The sequence below is a fragment of the Pseudomonas sp. D1-1 genome, assembly GCF_051132225.1.
Classification (GTDB): domain Bacteria; phylum Pseudomonadota; class Gammaproteobacteria; order Pseudomonadales; family Pseudomonadaceae; genus Aquipseudomonas.
This window is the reverse complement of sequence record NZ_CP071676.1, coordinates 3,691,290-3,710,557: the sequence shown is the minus strand read 5'-3', so window position 1 is coordinate 3,710,557 and position 19,268 is coordinate 3,691,290. Positions and strand designations below refer to the sequence as shown.

Sequence of the window (19,268 nt, the reverse complement as noted above, 5' to 3'; positions counted from 1 at the left end):
GTTATTCCTTCATTCGGGCCGGGGGCAGGGGATCACTTACGCACGGTGCGCTGTTCGATGCGCTTTTCGAACGTGCCGCAAATGACCCGGTCGACGTAGATGCCGGGCGTATGGATGTGCGCCGGGTCCAACTCGCCGGGCTCGACGATTTCCTCGACTTCGACCACGGTGATCTTGCCCGCCGTGGCGGCCAGCGGATTGAAGTTCTGCGCGGTATGGCGATAGACCACATTACCGAAATGGTCTGCCTTCCAGCCTTTGACGATGGCAAAGTCACCGGTGATGGACTCTTCCATCAGGTACTGGCGGCCATGGAACTCACGCACTTCCTTGCCTTCGGCCACTGGCGTGCCGACGCCGGTGGCGGTGAAGAAGGCCGGGATGCCAGCGCCACCCGCACGCATTTTTTCCGCAAGGGTGCCTTGAGGGGTGAGCACGACTTCGATTTCGCCACTCAAAAGTTGCTGCTCGAACAGGGCGTTTTCCCCCACGTAGGAGGCGACTACCTTGCGGATCTGCCGGTCCTCCAGCAGCACGCCGAGGCCGAAACCGTCGACGCCGCAGTTGTTGGAAACCACGGTGAGATCGCGGGTGCCCTTGCGCTTGATCTCGGCGATCAGGTTTTCCGGGATACCGCACAGGCCGAAGCCGCCGGCAATGACAGTCATGCCGTCCTTCAAGCCCTCAAGCGCTTCCTCATAGGAGCTCACGCGTTTGTCGAAACCTGCCATAGACACCTCTTTTATTCTTGAGTGGGGTCGCAATGAAATGCAGTGTTGCGCCAAGTCATATATTTGTTAAGTTGATTTTTACGTGGGATTGATTGATAAAACTCAATAGTTGCTGCCCTTCACTTGCAGCTTGAAACTCACTGCTTGCCGCTGGGAGCGCAGCGACCATGACCCTCAAGCAAATCCGCGCCTTCCTCGCCGTGGCCCAGAGCCTGAGCTTCGCCGTCGCCGGCGAGCGGCTGCATCTGTCCCAATCGGCCCTGAGCCTGACGATCAAGGCCCTGGAAGAAGGACTCGGCGGTCGCCTGTTCAGTCGTAACACCCGTAACGTGGCGTTGACGCCCGAAGGTGAATCGCTGCTGCCATTGGCACGCCGCCTGGTGGCCGACTGGGAAAACGCCGAGGATGAAATGCGCCAGCGCTTCACCTTGCAGCGCGGCCGCGTGACGCTGGCGGCGATGCCCTCGTTTGCCGGCAACCTGCTGCCGCCGATCCTCAAGACCTTCCGCGCCCGGTTCCCGAATGTCAACGTCACGGTCAACGACGTGATCAACGAGCAGGTGCTGGAAATGGTCCGCGATCGTCACGTGGAACTGGGCGTTGCGTTCGAGCCGATGCAAAGTTCATCGCTGGCGTTCACGCCGTTGTACCTGGATCGCTTCGTCGCGGTGGTGCCGCTGGATTCGCCGCTGGCCAAGCTCGGCGAGATCCGTTGGCAAATGCTGCTGGAGCAGCCGTTCATCACCTTGCAACGACCCTCGACGGTACGGGTGATGCTCGAAGAGCATCTGCAGGCTCGCGGTATGAAATTGCCGGTCGAGTTTGAAAGTCATCAGTTGGCGACAGTCGGACGGATGGTTGCCAGCGGCCTGGGCGTGAGCGCCGTACCGGCCCTGTGTGTCGGCCAGATGCACGAGCTGGGCGCCCGCTGCATCATCCTCAGCGATCCGGTAATAGAGCGGGCCATCGGCGTGCTGACCAAGCCGGGTCATGAATTGTCGGCGGCGGCCCAGGCGATGTTCGATACGCTCAGGGATCAGGATATGGGCGCGCAGTTACCTTCGGCATAACCCAATCCCTGTGGGAGCGAGCTTGCTCGCGATAGCGGTGTGTCTGCCAACATTGATGCAACTGATCCAACGCTATCGCGAGCAAGCTCGCTCCCACAGTGGATGGCGGTGTTAGATCAGCAATGGCAACAAGGCTTCGCAAGCCACTTCAACCTTCAGATCCAACAGCTCATCGGCGCGGGTCTTGCCTCGGTTGATCGCCAGCAGCGGCTTGCCCTGATCCTTGATCGCCCGGCACAGGCGAAAGGCCGAATACGCCATCAGCGATGAACCCACCACCAGCAATCCATCCGCTTGCCCGACTGCCTCGGTGGCGCGAGTCGCGGTAGCGGCGGCGACGTTTTCACCAAAGAACACCACGTCGGGTTTCAAGCGTTCGCCATCGCAATGCGGGCAACGGGGGATTTGAAAGCGGGCCTCGAAGGCCGGGTCCAGCAAGGTATCGCCGTCGGGCGCTTGCACCGCATCGACACCGGCCAGGTACGGGTTCTGGTCCTCCATCAACAACTGGATCTGCTGCCGCTCGCTCGGCTGGCCGCAGTCCAGGCATAGCACCCGATGCAGGCTGCCGTGCAACTCGATGACATCGCGGCTCCCGGCCCGGTCATGCAAGGCGTCGACATTCTGGGTGATCAAGCCGCTGATGCGCGCCTGGCCCTGCAACGCCGCCAAGGCCTCATGGGCCTGGTTCGGCCGTGCCTGGCGCAAGCGTGGCCAGCCCAGCATCGCTCGCGCCCAGTAGCGCCGCCGCGCTTCGGGCCTGGCGAGGAACTCCTGGTACATCATCGGTTGCCTGCCCCGTCGCACGCCGTCGCTGTCCCGGTAATCGGGTATGCCGGACGGCGTGCTGATGCCCGCTCCGGTCAGCACCAGGTAGCGCCGTCCGGTCAGGTATTCGTGCAATTGTTCGACGGGGTCACGGTGAAGATCGTCGGGCATGGGTGTACTCCGCTGGCCTGGATTCCTTGAGGGTAGCATCGGCTTCGCCAAGCGCCTTTCGTCGCCCGCCGAAGGTGATTGTTCAAACTTTCCCGGCGCGCGCGACATCCACCTTATGTGCGGTATTTCAGCGCTCTCGCACTGCGGTGCGTCGATGAACACTGATTAAGGAGAAGGTAAATGGCAACCCCTAAAGAGAACCTGCTGGATTGGCTCAACGACGCTCATGCCATGGAACAGCAAGCGGAGAAAATGCTCAAGGCCCAGGCCGAGCGGCTGGAGCACTACCCCGTGCTCAAGGCGCGGATCGAACAGCACATCGAAGAGACGCTCGGCCAGCAGAAGCTGGTGGAACAATGCATCCAGCGCCTGGGCGGTAGCCCGTCGATGCTCAAGGACATGGCCGGCAAGCTGATGGCGTTCGGTCAAGCCATGGGTGGCATGGCGATGAGCGACGAAGTGGTCAAGGGCGCCATGAGTGGCTACGTCTTCGAGAACCTGGAAATTGCTTCGTACACGGTGCTGATCGAAGCGGCGAAAGTGGCCGGCGATGTGGAAACGCAAAAGGCCTGCGAGCAGATTCTGCCGCAGGAAATCGCCATGGCTGAATGGCTGCGCGATCATCTGCCGGAAATCACCCAGGCGTTCCTTGAGCGTTCGGCCAATCCGCATACCGAAGCCAAGCGCTGAGGTGCAATGCGAGGCGCGGCCCGGCACGGTTCGGCCGCGCCAAACCTGCCATCAACCGCAAAGAGGACAGGTATGAAGCAGACCACCGGTGAGGTTAGAGCCATCAATCGACAGAGTGCCAGGGTGGGCGTCTATGTGGCGGAAGAAGACGGCCATACGGTGCTTGAGCTAGGGCCCGCCAATGATGTCGACATTGGCGATGTCATTGAATGGAACAGCGGAGCGGCCCTTGGCACGCAGACTTATCGCAACCTGACCAAAGGCTGGACCGACGAAGTGTATGTAGCGAAGCACGGCGTCGCGGCGGCCAACCTTGAAGTTCAATTACTGGTGGGATCCTGACGACAGCGGCCCCCTGGAGGACAAACATGAGCGAACTGCAGTGTGGCTGCCCCGGCTGCCATTGCGAGGTAGATCCCGAGCGGGTGTTCAATCATGACGGCGAGGCCTATTGCAGCCAGGCCTGCGCGGAACAACACCCGAATGGCGAGCCATGTCCGGCGGCGGATTGTCATTGTGAACAAAGTGGCAAGGTCGGCGAGCGGGACATTACCAATAACCAACTGGATGAAGCGCTGGAGGAAACGTTCCCGGCCAGCGATCCGATTTCACCCTGAACATCGCTTTATCCGGGCATCGGCGACAGGGTGCCCGGACACCGCAAGCCGGTCAGTGCGGTGGTGCAAGACAACACCGGCAGCTCGCGAGTTTTGGCTTCCTGGAACGGCGCGCGGCCTGGGTGACGAGACCGGTGCAATGGGGTGCTGGCGCCATCCGGCCCTTGGCGGACAGCGTGGAAAGACACGCACTGTTTTTGAGGCTTTGAGTAGGCCCCTGTGGGAGCGAGCCTGCTCGCGAATGCTATTTATGATTCGATATGAATGTTGAACTTTCTACCGCTTTCGCGAGCAGGCTCGCTCCTACATTGTTTGGTATTTGCTGTTGTTAATTGGTCGCCGCTTGTGCGATAGCCGATTTCAATACATGCCAAGCGCAGCGGTATATAAATAAGACGATGACCGTTCGTCGCCGTTTGAAGCACTTTCTTCAAACCTTGAGCGGTTCAGGTTTTCCGAATAAGTACGAGCCAACGGGGTTCGCAAATAGCAACTAACGAGGTGAATGAAATGGCAAATACAGGCAATAACAACCCTGGCAATTTCGCTAACGATCGTGAGAAAGCATCGGAAGCCGGCAAGAAAGGCGGCCAGGCATCGGGTGGCAACTTCGCCAACGATCCGGAACGCGCAGCCGAGGCCGGCCGTAAGGGTGGCCATATGTCGGGTGGCAATTTTGCCAACGATCCGGAACGTGCCGCAGAGGCCGGCCGCAAAGGTGGTCAAGCCTCGGGTGGCAACTTTGCCAATGACCCTGAACGGGCTTCTGAAGCGGGCCGCAAAGGTGGCCAGGCGTCGGGTGGCAACTTTGCCAACGACCGGGAAAAAGCTTCCGAAGCCGGTAAGAAAGGCGGTGAAAACAGCCACGGTGGCGGTCGCAAATCGTAATGTCCCGTGGTCTCTGCAGGCCCCATGCCGTTGGCATGGGGTCTGTTTCGGCCACTATCGATTTAAATAGCGTCGGTCATGTCATGCCCGGCTCCGTTTGTTCACTTATATTAAGACGTGGATGAGTTTCTGTTGATTGAAACTACCATTCGTCTTCTGCCTTGAATAAAAAACAAATCTTATCCGTTTAACTTCTTCTGACTTTCATGGGCCTGCCGCCGGCAGTGTTCTCATGAGTGTCCTGATCGAGGAGTTCTACCATGTTCGTACATAACAAACGACTGCAATATACCGTGCGTGTCGCTGAGCCCAATCCAGGACTGGCCAATCTGTTGCTTGAACAGTTTGGCGGCGCCCAGGGCGAGTTGGCGGCGGCGTCGCGCTATTTCACCCAGGCCTTGTCCGAAGATGATCCGGGCCGCAAGGACCTGCTGATGGACATTGCCACCGAAGAGCTCAGCCATCTGGAGGTGATCGGTTCGATCATCGTCATGCTTAACAAGGGGGCAAAGGGCAAGATGGCTGAAGGCGTCGAGCAGGAGGGCCAGCTGTACCGGGAAATCAACGGGGCCGGCAATGACTCGCACATCACCAGCGTGCTGTATGGCGCCGGCTCGCCGTTGACCAACTCGGCCGGTGTGCCATGGACCGCCGCCTACATCGATACGATCGGCGAACCGACGGCGGACATGCGTTCGAATATCGCCGCCGAGGCCCGGGCGAAAATTGTTTACGAGCGGCTGATGAACGTCACTGACGATCCTGGTGTAAAAGAAGCCCTGGGCTTCCTGATGACCCGTGAAATCGCCCACCAGCTGTCGTTCGAAAAAGCCCTGCATTCCATCCAGCCCAACTTCCCGCAAGGCAAACTGCCAGGCATGCCGGAGTTCACCAACGTGTACTTCAACATGTCCCAGGGTGAACCTACCGTACGCGGTCCATGGAACCAGGGCGACGATTGGGAGTACGTCGAGAACCCGACGCCAGCGGTCGACGGCGGCGATGGCCTGGCCAGCGTGCAGTTGAGTGAAAAGGACGAGGCACTGTTGATGGACATGAAGGCGCGGACGATGTCCAATCCTGAAAGCAATCCCACCACGGGCGCCGACTTGGGTTCGGGGATGCAAGGTGACAAACTGTAAGAAGTTGGCGAGGGGGCCTTGCCCCCCCCGCCCGAAAATTCCGCCCGATCGTTCTGCCAATGCGCTCGGCGGTCGGGTATTGCACGGCCAAATCAACAAGGACCTTTGATGGACCAGCCCACCTCCCGGATCCGATCGCCCTGGCGTACCTGGCTTGATCCTGTGCAAAACAACCTGCTGCTGGGCGTAAGCTTCTGGCTGGGATTGGCACTGGTCGCGGTGCTGCTGCTGTATAGCGGCTACAACGCCCTGGTGGGGGCCGATCGCCAACACCTCGGCTATGCGGCATTGGGTGGGATATCCGGTTTTGCCGCTACCGCGCTGGGGGCGATGATGGCGGTGGTGCTACGCGATATCTCATCGCGGACCCAGGACATCATGCTCGGTTTCGCTGCCGGGATGATGCTCGCGGCCAGCTCGTTTTCGCTGATATTGCCGGGGATCGAGGCTGCGCAGATCATTTGCGGCAATCAGTTGCTTGCTGCCTTGGTGGTCGTTATCGGCCTGGCGCTGGGCGTCGCGCTGATGGTCGGGCTCGACCGCTTCGTGCCCCACGAACATGAGCTGAGTGGGCGCCGCGGTCCCGAGGCCAAGCGCATCAACCGGGTGTGGTTGTTCGTCCTCGCGATCACCCTGCACAACCTGCCGGAGGGCATGGCCATCGGCGTCAGCTTTGCCAATGGCGATCTCAAGGTCGGTCTGCCCCTGACCACCGCCATCGCGATCCAGGACATCCCCGAAGGCCTGGCCATTGCCATGGCGCTGCGTGTGACCGGGATCAGCACCCTGCGGGCCGCACTTATCGCGGTCGGTTCGGGATTGATGGAACCGCTGGGCGCGGTGATCGGCCTGGGCATGTCCTCGGGCGTGGCCGTGGCTTACCCCATCAGCCTCGGGCTGGCGGCGGGGGCGATGATCTTCGTGGTGTCCCATGAAGTCATTCCGGAAACCCATCGCAACGGCCACGAGACACCCGCGACCCTGGGCCTGATGATGGGCTTTGCGGTGATGATGTTCCTCGATACCGCGCTGGGTTAAAGCGCACCCGAAACCCTCTGTCCAGGCGTGCACGGATTTTCTTGAACATCCGCATTTTGCTCCGGGTCAGTGTTGATGACAGGTGAAGCGGCGCTTCACCACTTCAACCCGAAGGAGGATGCCGAGATGGCCAGAAAAACCGTGACGGACCTGTTCATTCACGAACTGTCCGATGTCTACAGCGCCGAAAAACAGATCACTCGTGCCTTGCCACGCATGGCCCGAGCCACCACCAACCCCTTGCTGGCGCAAGCCTTCAACGATCACCTTGAAGAAACTCAAGGCCAGATCGAACGCATCGACACCCTTGTCGAAGTGGCGGGTATCAAGCTCAAGCGCATGAAATGCATTGCCATGGAAGGGCTGGTGGAAGAGTCCAAGGAGCTGATCGAAGAAATCGAAAAAGGCGCAGTGCTCGATGCAGGGCTGATCGGTGCCCAGCAGAAGATCGAGCACTACGAAATCGCCAGCTACGGCACGCTGATCGCCATGGCCAAGCACTTGAACCTGGGCGACGAAGTGGTCGGTTTGTTGCTGGCGACGCTCAAGGAAGAAAAAGCCACCGACGAGAAACTTTCGAAAATCGCCGAGCAGGGCGGGAACCAGGCGGCGACGATGGAAACCTGAGGTTGAATTGACGAGTTCTTGTGGCGAGGGAGCTTGCTCCCGCTGGACTGCGCAACAGTCCCAGGTTTTTTGTTGACGCTGGAATTTTCAGGGCTGCTGCGCAACCCATCGGGAGCAAGCTCCCTCGCCACGGGTGCAGTGTTGAATCGGGCATTGGTGTTCACCCAATGCCCGATTTTTTTTAAGCGAAACCCAGCCGAACGCCCCCAACGACCGCACAGCGTCTGACAATAAAACTCGTTGGAACTACGCTCCCGCGCGTCCCGTCACTTGTTCTGAGAGGCACTTATCCAGGCAACGTTTCGGCGCTTGCCTGATGTTGAGTTTTTCATCACGGAGGCGATGGACAGACATGACTATCCCGGACAACAACACCGAGCGACAAAGCGGTAACGCAAACCAGGGACGACCTGAAGAATCCCTGAACCACATCAAGGAGGACGTTAACGAAGCCATCGGCAGCGCCCGCGAAAAGGCCGATGCGCATTTCGGCCAGTACCGCGATACCGCGGCGGACCAGATCGATGCACTGGCGCGTGGCGCGAAGTCCGCGATGTCCGAGCTTGAAGCCAACGACACCCTTGGGTTGTCGCATTATCTGGCGGACATGGCCGACAGCATGAGTGGCCTGGCCAGCAAACTGCGCAACAAGAGCGCTGAAGAGCTGCTGCACGATGGCTCTCGCCTGGCGCGGGATAACCCCGGCCTGTTCCTCGCCGGCAGTATTGCGGTGGGGTTTGGGCTGTCGCGTTTCCTCAAGGCTGGCACCTCGCCGATCACCACCGAAGTGCAAAGCCCTGCCTCCACGGAGTCGGATCCAGCCGCCGAAGGTTTCGGCGCCCAGCCCTTCGACGCGCAGCCCTTTGACCCTGTGCCTGATCCTATCGGTCCGGGGGCGGGGACCAGCAGCGGCCTCGCCACCGGCGTAACCCCGACTTCACCCAGCGTTCAGGACCATCCCAGTGATTCCGCCACCGGCTCGCTGCCGGGTTCGGCCAATACCAGAGGAGAATTGTGATGAATCGACCAGACCCGGATATCCAGCGTTCCGCCGGCGCCTCGACGCCCGAAAACGATGCCTCGGTCATGGGCTTGCTGCGGCAACTGACCCACGAAGTCCCCTCGCTCTTTACCAAGGAGCTGGCGCTGGCCAAGGCTGAATTCCAGGCGAGCCTCAACACCCTGAAGGCAGGTATCGCCGCAGTGGCCGGGGGCGCCATGGTGCTGATGGCCGGCTTCATCATCCTCCTGATGGCAGTGGTGTATGGCCTGAGCACGATGATGGCGCCGTGGCTGGCCGCGCTGATTGTCGGCGTGGTGGTGATGATCATCGGTTTTGTCATGGTCCAGTCCGGCAAGAAGCAATTCGAGCCTTCCCATTTCAAGCCTGACCGAACGCTCGATGCCATGCACAAAGACCAGGAAGCCCTGCGGAGGAAAGCCTCATGAAGGATGAATTGAAGACTGAAGCGGAGAAGAGCCCGGAGACCATCGAGCGCGAGATCGACGAACAGCGCGCCCATATCAGCCACATCGTCGATGCCTTGGGCAGCAAGTTCACGCCGGGGCAGATGCTTGATCAGGCCTTAGGCATGGTGAAAGGCAATGGCGCCGAATTTTTCGGCAACCTGGGCACGACGGTGCGCAACAATCCGGTGCCAACCGTGCTGACCACGGTCGGCTTGTGCTGGCTGATGCTCGGCCAGAACCACCCGCCCCGGGTCGGTTATCGCGTTGGCCCCGACCAGGACACCAATGGCTGGAGCGAGGGGCTGTCCGGTGGCCTGGACAGCGCCCGCGGTCATCTGCATGACACCACCAACTCCTTGCGCGAAGGGTTTCATCAGCTCAAGGACAAGGCGTCGCATCTGGCTGATGGCCTGGGGGCGAGCGCCCGTAATGCACGGCATAGCGCCACGCAGACAGGCGACCGTCTGGCCCACGGTTCCCAGGATCTGGGCGATCAGTTCAGCCGCCTGCTCAAGGAGCAACCGCTGATGATGGCGGCAGCGGGTATCGCCTTGGGCGCCATGCTCGGAGCAGCCCTACCCAGCACGTCGACCGAACAGCGGGTAATGGGCAAAACCAGCGCCGGCTTGGCCGACAAGGCCAAGCAAAAGGCCCGCGACGGCTACGAAACGGTCCGCGATACGGTGAGCAAGACCACCGAGCACCGTGACGAGCCAAGCGCTGCGCCGGCCACCGGGCATGCGCATTCCGGCGCGGATCTGTCTGGCGGCCTGGGTACCTCGTAAACGGGCAATGATACGGCGCGGGGAGACCCGCGCCGTATCTGTCGGGATTCACGGCAGCCTTGGTTATTTCCAGGCGCGGTAAACCGTCAAGGAGGCGGCACATGAACCATCAGGTTCCGTTCAGCGGCCACCTGGTCTTCATCGGCTTCGGCTCCATCGCCCGGGCCACGTTGCCATTGGTACTGGGGCAGGACCATATCGAGGTCAGGCAAATCACCGTGATCGCGCCGGTGATCGACCAGAACCTCTGGTTCAAGGATCGGGGGATCCGTTTTGTCCGCAAGGCATTGACCGAGCAAACCTTCGCGCAGACGCTGGATCGCTGGGTCAAACCCGGTGACTTCATCGTCAACCTTTCGGTGGAAGTCAGCTCTCTGGCCATTATCGAATATGCCTGCGCCAAGGGCGCCCTGTACCTGGATACCTGTGTCGAACCGTGGGCCGGCGGATATGACGATCCGCACCTGGATTTTTCCCATCGCACCAATTACGCGCTGCGTTATCAGGTCCTGAGCCTGCGCAAGAAATTGGCCGGAGGGCCGACGGCGGTGGTCGCTCACGGGGCCAATCCGGGCTTGATCACTCACTTGCTGAAGGCCGGCCTGGTGGAGCTGGCGGTGCAGTTGGAGCATCCGATACCTCAGCGCCGCGCCGGTGTCGATTGGGCCAGGTTATGCATGGAATTGGGGATCAAGGTGATTCATTTTGCCGAGCGTGATACCCAGCGTTCCCGGCAACCCAAGGAGGACGACGAGTTCGTCAACACCTGGTCAGTGGAGGGCTTCATCAGTGAAGGCAGCCAACCGGCGGAGCTGGCATGGGGCAGCCATGAGCGAACCTGGCCAGCGTCTGCCCGGCGCCATCGCTTCGGCAGTCGCAATGCGATCTACCTGGCACGCCAGAGCGCCAGCGTGCTGGTCAAGACCTGGACGCCGTTGGGCGGGCCATGCCTGGGGCTGATGATCACCCATCATGAAACCGCTTCCACAGCCGACCTGCTTACCGTGAAGGACCAGCGTCGACTGATCTATCGACCGACCCTGCATTACGCCTACCACCCCTGCAACGACGCCTTGCTCTCGGTCCACGAGCTGATCGGTCGCGGCTGGCAAACCCAAGCCCGGCAGCGCATCCTCAACGGCGAAATCGACAGCGGCGGTGCGGATGCGCTGGGGGTGTTGTTCATGGGGCATGAGCTGAATGCCTACTGGTTTGGCTCGGTGCTGAGCATTGACGAAGCTCGCGCGCTGGTGCCTTTCAACAGTGCCACCACCTTGCAGGTGGCGGCAGGCGTGCTGTCTGGCATCGTCTGGGCGGTTGAGCATCCGGATCGCGGCATCGTCGAGCCGGAACAGCTGGACCATGAGCGGGTGCTGGAAATCGCCAGGCCCTACCTCGGCACTCTGGTGGGGCAGCGCACCGACTGGACGCCGAGTGGCACTTCGCATAAACAGTCCGAGGAGGGCGCTGCGGATAGCTGGCAATTCGAACATTTCACCCGGTTTTAACTGACACGACCGCGACTCGTGGCGAGGGAGCTTGTGGCAGACCCTGTGGGAGCGAACTTGCTCGCGATAGCGGTGTGTCAGCAAAGTTGACATCGACTGATACGCCGCCATCGCGAGCAAGCTCGCTCCCACATTGACTTGTCTGACGGCCTACACTCAATCCATGGTCGAGAAAAATCCAAGGTGGCGCAATCGTGCGGCGTTCGCTGATGCTGGCCGTGATGCTCGTTCTGGCGGGGTGCGCCACGTCGCAGCGCGGCCAACAGGTCGCCCCGGTGGTGATTGCGCCGGACACCTGGCGGCAGGCGGACCGGCAGATCATCGCCGCGTCGAAAAGCGCCACCGAGCAAGCCGAACTCTATGCGCGCGGATCGATGGAACATTGGCGAGTGCTGGTCTACGAGCGCACCGAGGCTGCATTCATCCCCTGGTTCAGTAGCTACTGGACCCAGGAGTGGCTGGCAGTGAAGGTCAGTTGGTATTCGGCAAGCGCCAAGGGCGATGCGGACTCGTCGTCCAGGCGCCTGGCGGGTTACCTGCAGGAGCAATATCGCGAGCAAGTGCTGGAGCCGGTGGCGGTGGAAATCGATCCCGAGGCGATCCGGGCCAACGCGACGGGGTATTACCTGCGCCTGCTCAACCAACAGGTCCAGGTCATTGCGCAACGGCACCGAATCCCGACCGAACTGATGAATCGACGTCTGCACGCGATTACGGCCGTCAACCTGGGACCGCCAGCGACGCGCAACGCAACGTTGTACGAAATGGTCCACACCGAACCGCTCAATACACTGCCGGCCTATGCGGCGCTGATCGATCATGTCGACAAAGCCGCCGACACCGGTTCCGGTCCGTCGGACGCCGTGATTGCCACGGTGGCGCAACGTACCAGTGAAAAAATCGAGGCGCAGTTCGCCACGCGAGGAGCGACCGGTGCGGCGGCGGCCGTCGCCGGGAAGGCGGCAGGGGCGCTGATTTCGGTAGGCGTGGCGGGCATCCGGGCGATCATCCATGAGGGCGAACGGCCGGAAATGGAAGCGCAGATCCGTAAAAGCCTGAGTGCGGCGTTCGACGAAGCGTGGTTCAAGTCGCTCAGGCATCCCCTCAGCGGCGTCATGGCGGCGGTCTACTACCTGGCCGGGCAAATCGACGATAGCCTGGTGGCGGCAGACCTGAGCAACCGACCGGTGTTCCTGCCTGTCATCGAACCATGAGCGCGGTCACTCGGACCCGAGCGTGACCCGGCAGCCTTTGCGCTGACGGATCTGTTCGTCCGTGGGGCGCTCCTTGATGAACTCGAAACGCGGCTCGCCTTCGCTGTAGACCACCAGCCAGCCCCATTCCAATTCACTTTCATCCTGCCCAGGCCGGGGCGGCGCGGCCCACCAGGGTTCCTTTTGCATGATCTGGCGCATCGGTTACCTCCTGCGGGTTGATCCTTGACTATAGACCGCAGGATTTCACGACAAGCGCCCACGCTCCTGGCCACGGTTTTTTTCGGGCAACTCAGTGTGCTCTGACCCCACCCACCAGCGTCTAGCGTCTGTATCCCCGCACTCGAACGGGGAATGACCGGACCCCTGCGCACATGCAAGCACTGTTGAACGAGATCCTCGATGCGGTTCGCCCCCTGATTGGTCAGGGCAAGGTGGCCGACTATATTCCTGCCCTCGGCACCGTGGCGGCCAATCAACTCGGCATTGCCGTGTACAGCAACGATGGCGAGATCTATTGCGCGGGCGATGCCGAGACGCCGTTCTCGGTGCAGAGTATTTCCAAGGTTTTCAGCCTGGTGCAGGCCATCGAGCATTCCGGCGAAGCCATCTGGGAGCGCTTGGGCCATGAGCCCTCTGGCCAGCCCTTCAATTCCCTGGTGCAACTGGAATTCGAGCGCGGCCGGCCGCGTAATCCGTTCATCAACGCCGGTGCCTTGGTGATTTGCGATATCAACCAGTCACGCTTCGCCGCTCCGGCGTTGTCGATGCGCGATTTCGTCCGACGGTTGTCGGGCAATCCCCAGGTGATGGTAGACGGCAAGGTTGCCGAGTCGGAATACCAGCACCGCGCGCGCAACGCGGCGATGGCTTATCTGATGCAGTCCTTCGGCAATTTCCATAACGACGTGGAAGCGGTATTGCGCAGCTATTTTAGCCATTGCGCGCTGCGAATGAACTGCATCGACCTGGCCCGCGCGTTCTGCTTCCTGGCCAACGATGGTTTTTGCAAGCACAGCGGTGAGCAGATCCTTAGCGCTCGCCAGACCCAGCAAGTCAACTCCATCATGGCCACCAGCGGCTTGTACGATGAGGCCGGCAACTTCGCCTATCGCGTTGGCCTGCCTGGCAAGAGCGGCGTGGGCGGCGGGATTGTGGCGGTGGTGCCCGGGCAGTTCAGCGTCTGCGTCTGGTCGCCGGAACTCAATACCGCCGGCAACTCCCTGGCTGGCATGGCCGCGCTGGAACTGCTCAGCCAACGGATCGGCTGGTCGGTTTTCTAGAAGCCAAAAAAGGCCCGCTCCTGACGCAGGAGCGGGCCCTTTGTATTTGTGGAATGTCAGCAGAGGCGGTCGATGACCCGGACCTCGGCAGAGTTCTGCACCGACTGCCAGGCCTGGGTCAGCGTTTGCAGCACGCGGCCCATGAAATCCTTGTCAGCGGCGGCTTTCTTGCCGACGTAGCCCTGGCCGCGACGGTACATCTTCAGCCGGGCACACAGGTCTTCCTGGCTTTTCTCGAATTCTTCTTCCTGGGTGAAAGGCGAGAGGCAGTCCATATGGACCTGGCCAGTCTTGCTGATCCACAGGATATGGCTATCCAGGGTGTCCTTGTGTGCTGCGAACATGCGAGCCAGTTCATCAATAGATGGTTGATTATTCAGATTCATGTGTAAGCCCCTTGACCATTTGGTTGATCTGTCTGGTGGTTCGCAAAACTTCGCTGTTCGGTAATTGCCTGCCTGCTACCGAAAGCAGGTCGTCAGCGCTCGTCCGTCGAATCCGACGGGGTCGTGCATCGGTTGTGTAGTGTTATCGAAGGGCTGCTACGCAAATGCGCTACAACGATGAGAAACAGCGAAGAATCTTCAGGTCAGTGTCGACTTTCGACAGTCGAGCCCATGCGTCATGAGGATTGATCGCCAGCGTTTCTCGTCCTTGTTACCGGACGGTCTTGCCAGGTCAGCACCTTCAATCTGCCTTGTGGGCAGTCCCTTATCGAAAAAAACAGCTCGGCGGTCAGACGAGCTTGCTCAAACATTTACCGTACTCCCGATCGGGGAGACGTCTGCATCATGCAAGGGCAAATCGGAGGCGTCAACGGTTTTGTAGTGATTATTTTTAGTCACTACATATTGTCGGACAAAATGGTTTGGGTATGAAAAACCAGCGAAAAGGAATCATGCATCTTTAGGATGAGGGGGTTCTTTGTGGCGAGGGAATTTATCCCCGCTGGGTCGCGAAGCGGCCCCGGGCATTCCTGCGCAAGCACGGCGGTGGTAGATATTTCTGGGGGCGCTTCGCACCCCAGCGGGGATAAATCCCCTCGCCACGAAGGGACTCAGTGGGTTCAGGTGGCCTTGGCCTTGGCCTTGCCCGCTTTGCGCGGTGCGCCGTCGGCCTTGCGCTTGGCCGGCTTGCGTTTTTTCTTCCACGGCGCCGCGCCACGTCCGGCGGGGCTGGCCGTGCCGTTGATGGTCAGGCTCATGCCTTGGCAGCGGGCGACGTGCTTGCTCATCCAGGCGGCTTGTCGCGTGACGAATTCTTCCAGGCTCATCTCACCGCTCTGCACCATGTCCAGGGCCTGTTCCCAGATGGCGGTGGTGCCGGGGTCGGCGATCGCCCGAGGCACCGCGTCGATCAGGCTGAACGCCGCTGGAGTGGCGGACAGGGCCTTGCCGTTTTTCACCAGGTAACCACGATCGAGCAGACCCTGGATGATCGAGGCTCGGGTTGCTTCGGTGCCGATGCCGGTGGTGTCCTTGAGCTTCTGCTTGAGCAGCGGGTCCTCCACCAGCTTGGCGACATTTTTCATCGCCTTGATCAGGTCGCCCTCGGTAAACGGCTTGGGCGGCTGGGTCCACAGGTCCTTGGGGATCACCTCGTCCACATTGCAATCGCGGCCTTCGGCGAGCGGCGGCAGGGTTTGTGGCGCGGGGGCTTCGCGGCCGCGTGTGGGTGCCAGTGCTTCGGGCAGGGCGCGTTTCCAGCCGGGTTCGATGATCTGCTTGCCGACGGCCCGCAGGGCCTGGCCGGCACAATCGAAGTCGGCCTGGGTCCGGTCGTATTCATGGTTGGGCAGGAATTGCGCCAGGTAGCGCGCGCGAATCAGCGTATAGACGGCCCGTTGCTTGCCGGCGAGCTTGTCGAGGTTCTTCGCCGCGGCCGTGGGAATGATGCCGTGGTGCGCGCTGACCTTGGCGTCGTTCCAGGCGCGGGATTTGCGTTGCGGTTGCAGGTGCTCGCGCAGCGGCGCAAGGCCCGGGTCGGCCTGGGCGAGGGCGGCGAGAATGGCGGGTGCTTCGCCGTGCTGGCTCAAGGGCAGGAAACCGCAATCGCTGCGCGGATAGGTGATGAGCTTGTAGGTTTCGTAGAGCGACTGGGCAATGTCCAGGGTTTCCTGGGCGCCAAGGCCGAGCTTCTTCGAGCAGACCTCCTGCAGCGTGCCCAGGTCGAACGGCAGCGGCGCGGCCTCACGCAGCCGTTCGGTGCGGACCTTGATCACCCTGGCGGTAGCGGCACTGCCCATGGCTTTTGCCGCATCGCGGGCGAGGGCCTGGTTCAGGCAGCGCTCCTGGTCGTCGCAGGCATCCGGATCGGCGCGCCACTGGGCGGTGAAGGCCGTGCCGGCGTGGCTCAGTCGCACGTCGATGGCCCAGTAGGCGACCGGGACGAAATCGGCAATGCTACGGTCGCGGTCTACCACCAGCCGCAAAGTCGGTGTCTGCACGCGGCCTACCGGCAGCACGCCCTGATAGCCGGACTGACGCCCAAGGAGCGTGAACAGGCGACTCATGTTCATGCCGATCAGCCAGTCGGCCCGAGAGCGGCCCAGGGCCGAGTGGTAGAGGTTGAAGGTTTCCGCTCCGGGCTTGAGGGCGGCCAGGGCCTTGCGGATCGATGCTTCGTCCAGCGCCGACAGCCATAGGCGCTGGATGGGCCCGCGATAGCGGCAATGCTCGACCAGTTCGCGGGCGATCATTTCGCCCTCGCGGTCGGCGTCGGTGGCGATGATCAGTTCCGTTGCCTCGCCCAGCAAGCGCTTGACCGCTTTGTACTGGCCGGCGGTTTTCGGTTTGACGGTCATCTTCCATTGCGCCGGCACGATGGGCAGGTCGGCCAGCACCCAGCGCTTGTAGCGGGCATCGTAGGCGTCGGGCGGGGCCGTCTCCAGGAGGTGACCGATGCACCAGGTGACCGTGACGTTTGCGCCCAGCCAGCAGCCGTCGCCGCGTCGCGTGGCGCCCAGCACCGCGGCGATATCCTTGGCCTGGGACGGTTTTTCACACAGGTACAGCCGCATAACGCCTCTTCCTAAGCAGGTTTCATGGGGCGCTAGCATGGTCAGGGATCGGCGTCGCGGCAAGCTTTATCTGTATGGATATACAGATAAAACGTTGCGCTGCGTTGCAACGGGCCGTTTGGCGCAACGCCCGGCGGTTGTCTGCACAAGCAGAATGAATTTCTCGCAAGGGCGTCGCTCATAACTTGCAGAGCGGCTGAAACCGCAAAGCAAGCTAATGGAATCAAGGAGAGTCACTTTCATGAATTCGATGCCGAAGGGCAACGGACAGGCGACCACACGTTTGATTCTCGTCGTTGAGGATGATCCGACCATCCTGGAGTTTCTGTGCGAAATCCTGGAAGAGGAAGGGTTTGTCGTCGAGCCTCGGGAAAGCGCAGATTCGGCGCTGACATTCTTGGAGGAGAGCGCCGACTATGTGGACCTGCTGCTGACCGATATCACCATGCCCGGGGCGATGGACGGAGCGGACCTGGCCAACCTGACCGGGGACCGCTGGCCGCAGATACCGCTGCTGATCATGTCGGGCTTCGAGACGCCGGAAAGCGCGGGGATCAAGCACCAGGCCTCGTTCATCGCCAAGCCATGGGCGCTGGGACAGATGCTCGATCTGGTGGAGAGCACGGTGAAAAGCCATTCGGTTCACTGATCAGGCTGAAGCCACGGCAGGTTTTTTCGCTCTCATCCGGTTGCAATACGGCGGTCGCTACGATGACAATGCGAGTCATTATCAGTCGCGAATTATTCCATTGTCATGTCCGCCCACGATCTGTCCCTACGCAGCGCCGTCAACGATCTGTATTGCGACCATCATGGTTGGCTTCAGGGGTGGCTGCGCAAGCGCCTCGGCAATACCTTCGATGCGGCGGACCTGGCCCAGGATACCTTCGTTCGGGTGATCAAGGCGCGCTCGGCACTGGATATCCGCGAGCCGCGGCCCTATCTGTCGATGATCGCCAAAGGGCTGCTGGTCGATCTCTTTCGCCGCCGTTCCCTTGAGCAGTCGTACCTCGAAGCGCTGGCCGCGATGCCTGAAGCGCAGCAGCCATCGCTGGAAGAGCAGGCGATCCTGTTCCAGGCCCTGATGGAAATCGATCGGCTGCTGCAAGGCCTGGGCCCCAAGGTCAAGCAAGCATTCATCCTCTCGCAGTTCAACGGCTTGACCTACCCGCAGATCGCCGAGCGCCTCGGCATTAGCGTACGTACGGTCAACAACCACATGGCCAAGGCCATGGAACACTGCTGTCTGATGCAAATCCAGTTGCAGCTCGAATGAACGTGTCGCCCGAGCAATTGCAGGCCATCCGTGTCGCGGCGCAATGGTATGCCCGGCTTCACTCCGGCACCACAACTGACGCGGAGCGCGAAGGGTGGTGGGCCTGGCTGGCCGCGGATCCGCTGAACGAGCAGGCCTGGCAACGCATGGCGGCGGTGTCGGAACAGATGGCCAGCGTGCCGGGCGCATTGGCTGCGCCAACCTTGAGTGCCCACCCTGGCCGACCTCGTCGAGAGGTGCTGCGCAGCGCCTTGCTGCTGACCTCCGCCGGCTGCCTGGGATGGCTGGGCTGGCGCAGCGAGACCGCGCAGAACCTACTTTGCGATTACCGGACCGGCGTGGGCGAGCGGCGTGAGTTCCAGTTGGTGGACGGCAGCACGCTGCTGCTCAACACCGACACCTCGGTAAACGTCCGTTTCGATGGCCGCCAGCGGACATTGACGCTGTTGTGGGGCGAAATTCTCGTAACGACCGGGGTCGATCCCTTGCAGCGGCCATTCAAGGTCGTCACTGGCCAAGTCGAAGTGCTGGCCCTGGGGACGCGATTCATCGTCCGCGCTCAGGACGACGGCGGTGAGGTGGCGGTGCTGGAGAAGGCCGTGCAAGTCAGTTTGCGCAGCGGCGGGCCAGCCCAGCGGGTCGACGCGGGTGATCGCCTGGGCTTCACCGGTCGGTCGCTGGGTGCGTTGCGCGCCAATGATGTATCGGTGGGTGCCTGGCAACAGGGCAGCATCATCGCCATCGACCGCCCGCTGTCGGCCTTGCTGGTGGAGCTTTCCCGCTATCGCACGGGAATATTGCGCTGCGACCCGGCCATCGGCGACTTGAAAGTCTCCGGCGTTTTTCCCATCGACAATACCGATCTTGCCCTGGCGGCACTCGAAACCGGTTTCTCGTTGCGCGTGACTCGCTACAGCCGGTTCTGGGTCCAGGTGTCGCGTGCCTGACAAGGCCGACGCGCTCCCGTTGGT

22 protein-coding genes are annotated in these 19,268 nt (G+C 61.2%); 17 read left to right on the top strand and 5 right to left on the bottom strand.

Going from position 1 to position 19,268, the window contains the following annotated elements:
• Positions 1-32: 32 nt before the first annotated feature.
• The gene (locus J3P86_RS16605) at positions 33-731 is read right to left on the bottom strand and encodes a CoA transferase subunit A (RefSeq protein WP_434573329.1); all 699 of its coding nucleotides are present in this window, start codon (positions 729-731) and stop codon (positions 33-35) included.
• A gap of 167 nt (positions 732-898) precedes the next feature.
• On the opposite strand from J3P86_RS16605, the gene J3P86_RS16600 reads away from it, so the two are divergent.
• Positions 899-1,801 carry a LysR substrate-binding domain-containing protein gene (locus tag J3P86_RS16600; RefSeq protein WP_434630086.1) on the top strand — a complete coding sequence of 301 codons (903 nt, stop codon included), beginning with the start codon at positions 899-901 and terminating at the stop codon, positions 1,799-1,801.
• A gap of 111 nt (positions 1,802-1,912) precedes the next feature.
• Here the strand turns inward: J3P86_RS16600 and J3P86_RS16595 are convergent, their stop codons facing one another.
• Complete coding sequence (locus J3P86_RS16595; protein WP_434630088.1) at positions 1,913-2,740, bottom strand: NAD-dependent protein deacetylase; 828 nt, start codon at positions 2,738-2,740, stop codon at positions 1,913-1,915.
• A 180-nt stretch (positions 2,741-2,920) separates the two neighbouring features.
• Here J3P86_RS16595 and J3P86_RS16590 point away from each other — a divergent pair, with 180 nt between their 5' ends.
• The 12 genes from J3P86_RS16590 (at position 2,921) to J3P86_RS16535 (ending at position 12,719) form a co-directional block, all read left to right on the top strand.
• Positions 2,921-3,430 carry a ferritin-like domain-containing protein gene (locus J3P86_RS16590; RefSeq protein WP_305500226.1) on the top strand — a complete coding sequence of 170 codons (510 nt, stop codon included), beginning with the start codon at positions 2,921-2,923 and terminating at the stop codon, positions 3,428-3,430.
• 72 nt (positions 3,431-3,502) lie between these two features.
• Positions 3,503-3,772, top strand: a complete 270-nt coding sequence (locus J3P86_RS16585; protein ID WP_434573334.1) for a hypothetical protein — start codon at positions 3,503-3,505, stop codon at positions 3,770-3,772.
• Positions 3,773-3,798: 26 nt separating this feature from the next.
• Positions 3,799-4,047, top strand: coding sequence for a metallothionein (locus tag J3P86_RS16580; RefSeq protein WP_305500228.1), 249 nt, complete (start codon positions 3,799-3,801; stop codon positions 4,045-4,047).
• Between the two features lie 510 nt (positions 4,048-4,557).
• Positions 4,558-4,935 carry a general stress protein gene (locus tag J3P86_RS16575; protein ID WP_039589227.1) on the top strand — a complete coding sequence of 126 codons (378 nt, stop codon included), beginning with the start codon at positions 4,558-4,560 and terminating at the stop codon, positions 4,933-4,935.
• A 260-nt stretch (positions 4,936-5,195) separates the two neighbouring features.
• The gene (locus J3P86_RS16570) at positions 5,196-6,077 is read left to right on the top strand and encodes a manganese catalase family protein (RefSeq protein ID WP_434557679.1); all 882 of its coding nucleotides are present in this window, start codon (positions 5,196-5,198) and stop codon (positions 6,075-6,077) included.
• Between the two features lie 108 nt (positions 6,078-6,185).
• Positions 6,186-7,115: a ZIP family metal transporter gene (locus tag J3P86_RS16565; protein WP_434573336.1), complete on the top strand. Its 930-nt coding sequence runs from the start codon at positions 6,186-6,188 to the stop codon at positions 7,113-7,115.
• Positions 7,116-7,241: 126 nt separating this feature from the next.
• On the top strand, positions 7,242-7,742 hold the full coding sequence (locus J3P86_RS16560) for a ferritin-like domain-containing protein (protein ID WP_434601204.1): 501 nt from the start codon (positions 7,242-7,244) through the stop codon (positions 7,740-7,742).
• 352 nt (positions 7,743-8,094) lie between these two features.
• Positions 8,095-8,760, top strand: coding sequence for a hypothetical protein (locus J3P86_RS16555; RefSeq protein WP_434630093.1), 666 nt, complete (start codon positions 8,095-8,097; stop codon positions 8,758-8,760).
• A complete protein-coding gene (locus J3P86_RS16550) occupies positions 8,760-9,191 on the top strand; it encodes a phage holin family protein (RefSeq protein ID WP_434573341.1) in 432 nt (143 codons plus the stop codon). The genes J3P86_RS16555 and J3P86_RS16550 overlap by 1 nt, the downstream gene beginning before the upstream one ends.
• Positions 9,188-9,997, top strand: coding sequence for a DUF3618 domain-containing protein (locus tag J3P86_RS16545; protein WP_434630095.1), 810 nt, complete (start codon positions 9,188-9,190; stop codon positions 9,995-9,997). The genes J3P86_RS16550 and J3P86_RS16545 overlap by 4 nt, the downstream gene beginning before the upstream one ends.
• Positions 9,998-10,098: 101 nt before the next feature.
• Positions 10,099-11,505 (top strand): saccharopine dehydrogenase C-terminal domain-containing protein, encoded by a 1,407-nt coding sequence (locus tag J3P86_RS16540; protein ID WP_434630097.1) that lies wholly within the window; start codon positions 10,099-10,101, stop codon positions 11,503-11,505.
• A 194-nt stretch (positions 11,506-11,699) separates the two neighbouring features.
• Positions 11,700-12,719 carry a hypothetical protein gene (locus J3P86_RS16535; RefSeq protein WP_434698447.1) on the top strand — a complete coding sequence of 340 codons (1,020 nt, stop codon included), beginning with the start codon at positions 11,700-11,702 and terminating at the stop codon, positions 12,717-12,719.
• Between the two features lie 6 nt (positions 12,720-12,725).
• Here the strand turns inward: J3P86_RS16535 and J3P86_RS16530 are convergent, their stop codons facing one another.
• Complete coding sequence (locus J3P86_RS16530) at positions 12,726-12,920, bottom strand: hypothetical protein (protein WP_434573346.1); 195 nt, start codon at positions 12,918-12,920, stop codon at positions 12,726-12,728.
• 173 nt (positions 12,921-13,093) lie between these two features.
• Here J3P86_RS16530 and glsB point away from each other — a divergent pair, with 173 nt between their 5' ends.
• A complete protein-coding gene (gene glsB / locus J3P86_RS16525) occupies positions 13,094-14,002 on the top strand; it encodes a glutaminase B (RefSeq protein WP_434573347.1) in 909 nt (302 codons plus the stop codon).
• A gap of 56 nt (positions 14,003-14,058) precedes the next feature.
• On the opposite strand, the gene J3P86_RS16520 is transcribed toward glsB, so the two are convergent.
• Both J3P86_RS16520 and J3P86_RS16515 read right to left on the bottom strand, forming a co-directional pair.
• Positions 14,059-14,388, bottom strand: a complete 330-nt coding sequence (locus J3P86_RS16520) for a hypothetical protein (RefSeq protein WP_305500244.1) — start codon at positions 14,386-14,388, stop codon at positions 14,059-14,061.
• A 680-nt stretch (positions 14,389-15,068) separates the two neighbouring features.
• Positions 15,069-17,021, bottom strand: coding sequence for a DNA topoisomerase III (locus J3P86_RS16515; protein ID WP_434630102.1), 1,953 nt, complete (start codon positions 17,019-17,021; stop codon positions 15,069-15,071).
• Positions 17,022-17,262: 241 nt separating this feature from the next.
• Between J3P86_RS16515 and J3P86_RS16510 the strand changes: the two genes are divergently transcribed.
• The 3 genes from J3P86_RS16510 to J3P86_RS16500 all read left to right on the top strand — a co-directional run bounded on the left by J3P86_RS16510 (position 17,263) and on the right by J3P86_RS16500 (position 19,244).
• Positions 17,263-17,670, top strand: coding sequence for a response regulator (locus tag J3P86_RS16510; protein ID WP_305500247.1), 408 nt, complete (start codon positions 17,263-17,265; stop codon positions 17,668-17,670).
• Positions 17,671-17,775: 105 nt separating this feature from the next.
• A complete protein-coding gene (locus tag J3P86_RS16505; RefSeq protein ID WP_434698446.1) occupies positions 17,776-18,297 on the top strand; it encodes a sigma-70 family RNA polymerase sigma factor in 522 nt (173 codons plus the stop codon).
• Positions 18,294-19,244, top strand: a complete 951-nt coding sequence (locus tag J3P86_RS16500) for a FecR domain-containing protein (protein ID WP_434698445.1) — start codon at positions 18,294-18,296, stop codon at positions 19,242-19,244. Before J3P86_RS16505 ends, J3P86_RS16500 begins: the two co-directional genes overlap by 4 nt.
• Positions 19,245-19,268: the final 24 nt, after the last annotated feature.

What these genes read in the sequence shown, in the direction of transcription:
- J3P86_RS16590 (WP_305500226.1), top strand. Translation starts at nt 2,921, where the DNA reads ATGGCAACCCCTAAAGAGAACCTGCTGGATTGGCTCAACGACGCTCAT.
- J3P86_RS16540 (WP_434630097.1), top strand. Translation starts at nt 10,099, where the DNA reads ATGAACCATCAGGTTCCGTTCAGCGGCCACCTGGTCTTCATCGGCTTC.
- J3P86_RS16575 (WP_039589227.1), top strand. Translation starts at nt 4,558, where the DNA reads ATGGCAAATACAGGCAATAACAACCCTGGCAATTTCGCTAACGATCGT.
- J3P86_RS16570 (WP_434557679.1), top strand. Translation starts at nt 5,196, where the DNA reads ATGTTCGTACATAACAAACGACTGCAATATACCGTGCGTGTCGCTGAG.
- J3P86_RS16595 (WP_434630088.1), bottom strand. Translation starts at nt 2,740, where the DNA reads ATGCCCGACGATCTTCACCGTGACCCCGTCGAACAATTGCACGAATAC.
- J3P86_RS16580 (WP_305500228.1), top strand. Translation starts at nt 3,799, where the DNA reads ATGAGCGAACTGCAGTGTGGCTGCCCCGGCTGCCATTGCGAGGTAGAT.
- J3P86_RS16560 (WP_434601204.1), top strand. Translation starts at nt 7,242, where the DNA reads ATGGCCAGAAAAACCGTGACGGACCTGTTCATTCACGAACTGTCCGAT.
- J3P86_RS16605 (WP_434573329.1), bottom strand. Translation starts at nt 731, where the DNA reads ATGGCAGGTTTCGACAAACGCGTGAGCTCCTATGAGGAAGCGCTTGAG.
- J3P86_RS16600 (WP_434630086.1), top strand. Translation starts at nt 899, where the DNA reads ATGACCCTCAAGCAAATCCGCGCCTTCCTCGCCGTGGCCCAGAGCCTG.
- J3P86_RS16510 (WP_305500247.1), top strand. Translation starts at nt 17,263, where the DNA reads ATGAATTCGATGCCGAAGGGCAACGGACAGGCGACCACACGTTTGATT.
- J3P86_RS16565 (WP_434573336.1), top strand. Translation starts at nt 6,186, where the DNA reads ATGGACCAGCCCACCTCCCGGATCCGATCGCCCTGGCGTACCTGGCTT.
- J3P86_RS16530 (WP_434573346.1), bottom strand. Translation starts at nt 12,920, where the DNA reads ATGCGCCAGATCATGCAAAAGGAACCCTGGTGGGCCGCGCCGCCCCGG.
- J3P86_RS16555 (WP_434630093.1), top strand. Translation starts at nt 8,095, where the DNA reads ATGACTATCCCGGACAACAACACCGAGCGACAAAGCGGTAACGCAAAC.
- J3P86_RS16520 (WP_305500244.1), bottom strand. Translation starts at nt 14,388, where the DNA reads ATGAATCTGAATAATCAACCATCTATTGATGAACTGGCTCGCATGTTC.
- J3P86_RS16585 (WP_434573334.1), top strand. Translation starts at nt 3,503, where the DNA reads ATGAAGCAGACCACCGGTGAGGTTAGAGCCATCAATCGACAGAGTGCC.
- J3P86_RS16500 (WP_434698445.1), top strand. Translation starts at nt 18,294, where the DNA reads ATGAACGTGTCGCCCGAGCAATTGCAGGCCATCCGTGTCGCGGCGCAA.
- J3P86_RS16545 (WP_434630095.1), top strand. Translation starts at nt 9,188, where the DNA reads ATGAAGGATGAATTGAAGACTGAAGCGGAGAAGAGCCCGGAGACCATC.
- J3P86_RS16515 (WP_434630102.1), bottom strand. Translation starts at nt 17,021, where the DNA reads ATGCGGCTGTACCTGTGTGAAAAACCGTCCCAGGCCAAGGATATCGCC.
- J3P86_RS16505 (WP_434698446.1), top strand. Translation starts at nt 17,776, where the DNA reads ATGTCCGCCCACGATCTGTCCCTACGCAGCGCCGTCAACGATCTGTAT.
- J3P86_RS16550 (WP_434573341.1), top strand. Translation starts at nt 8,760, where the DNA reads ATGAATCGACCAGACCCGGATATCCAGCGTTCCGCCGGCGCCTCGACG.
- glsB (WP_434573347.1), top strand. Translation starts at nt 13,094, where the DNA reads ATGCAAGCACTGTTGAACGAGATCCTCGATGCGGTTCGCCCCCTGATT.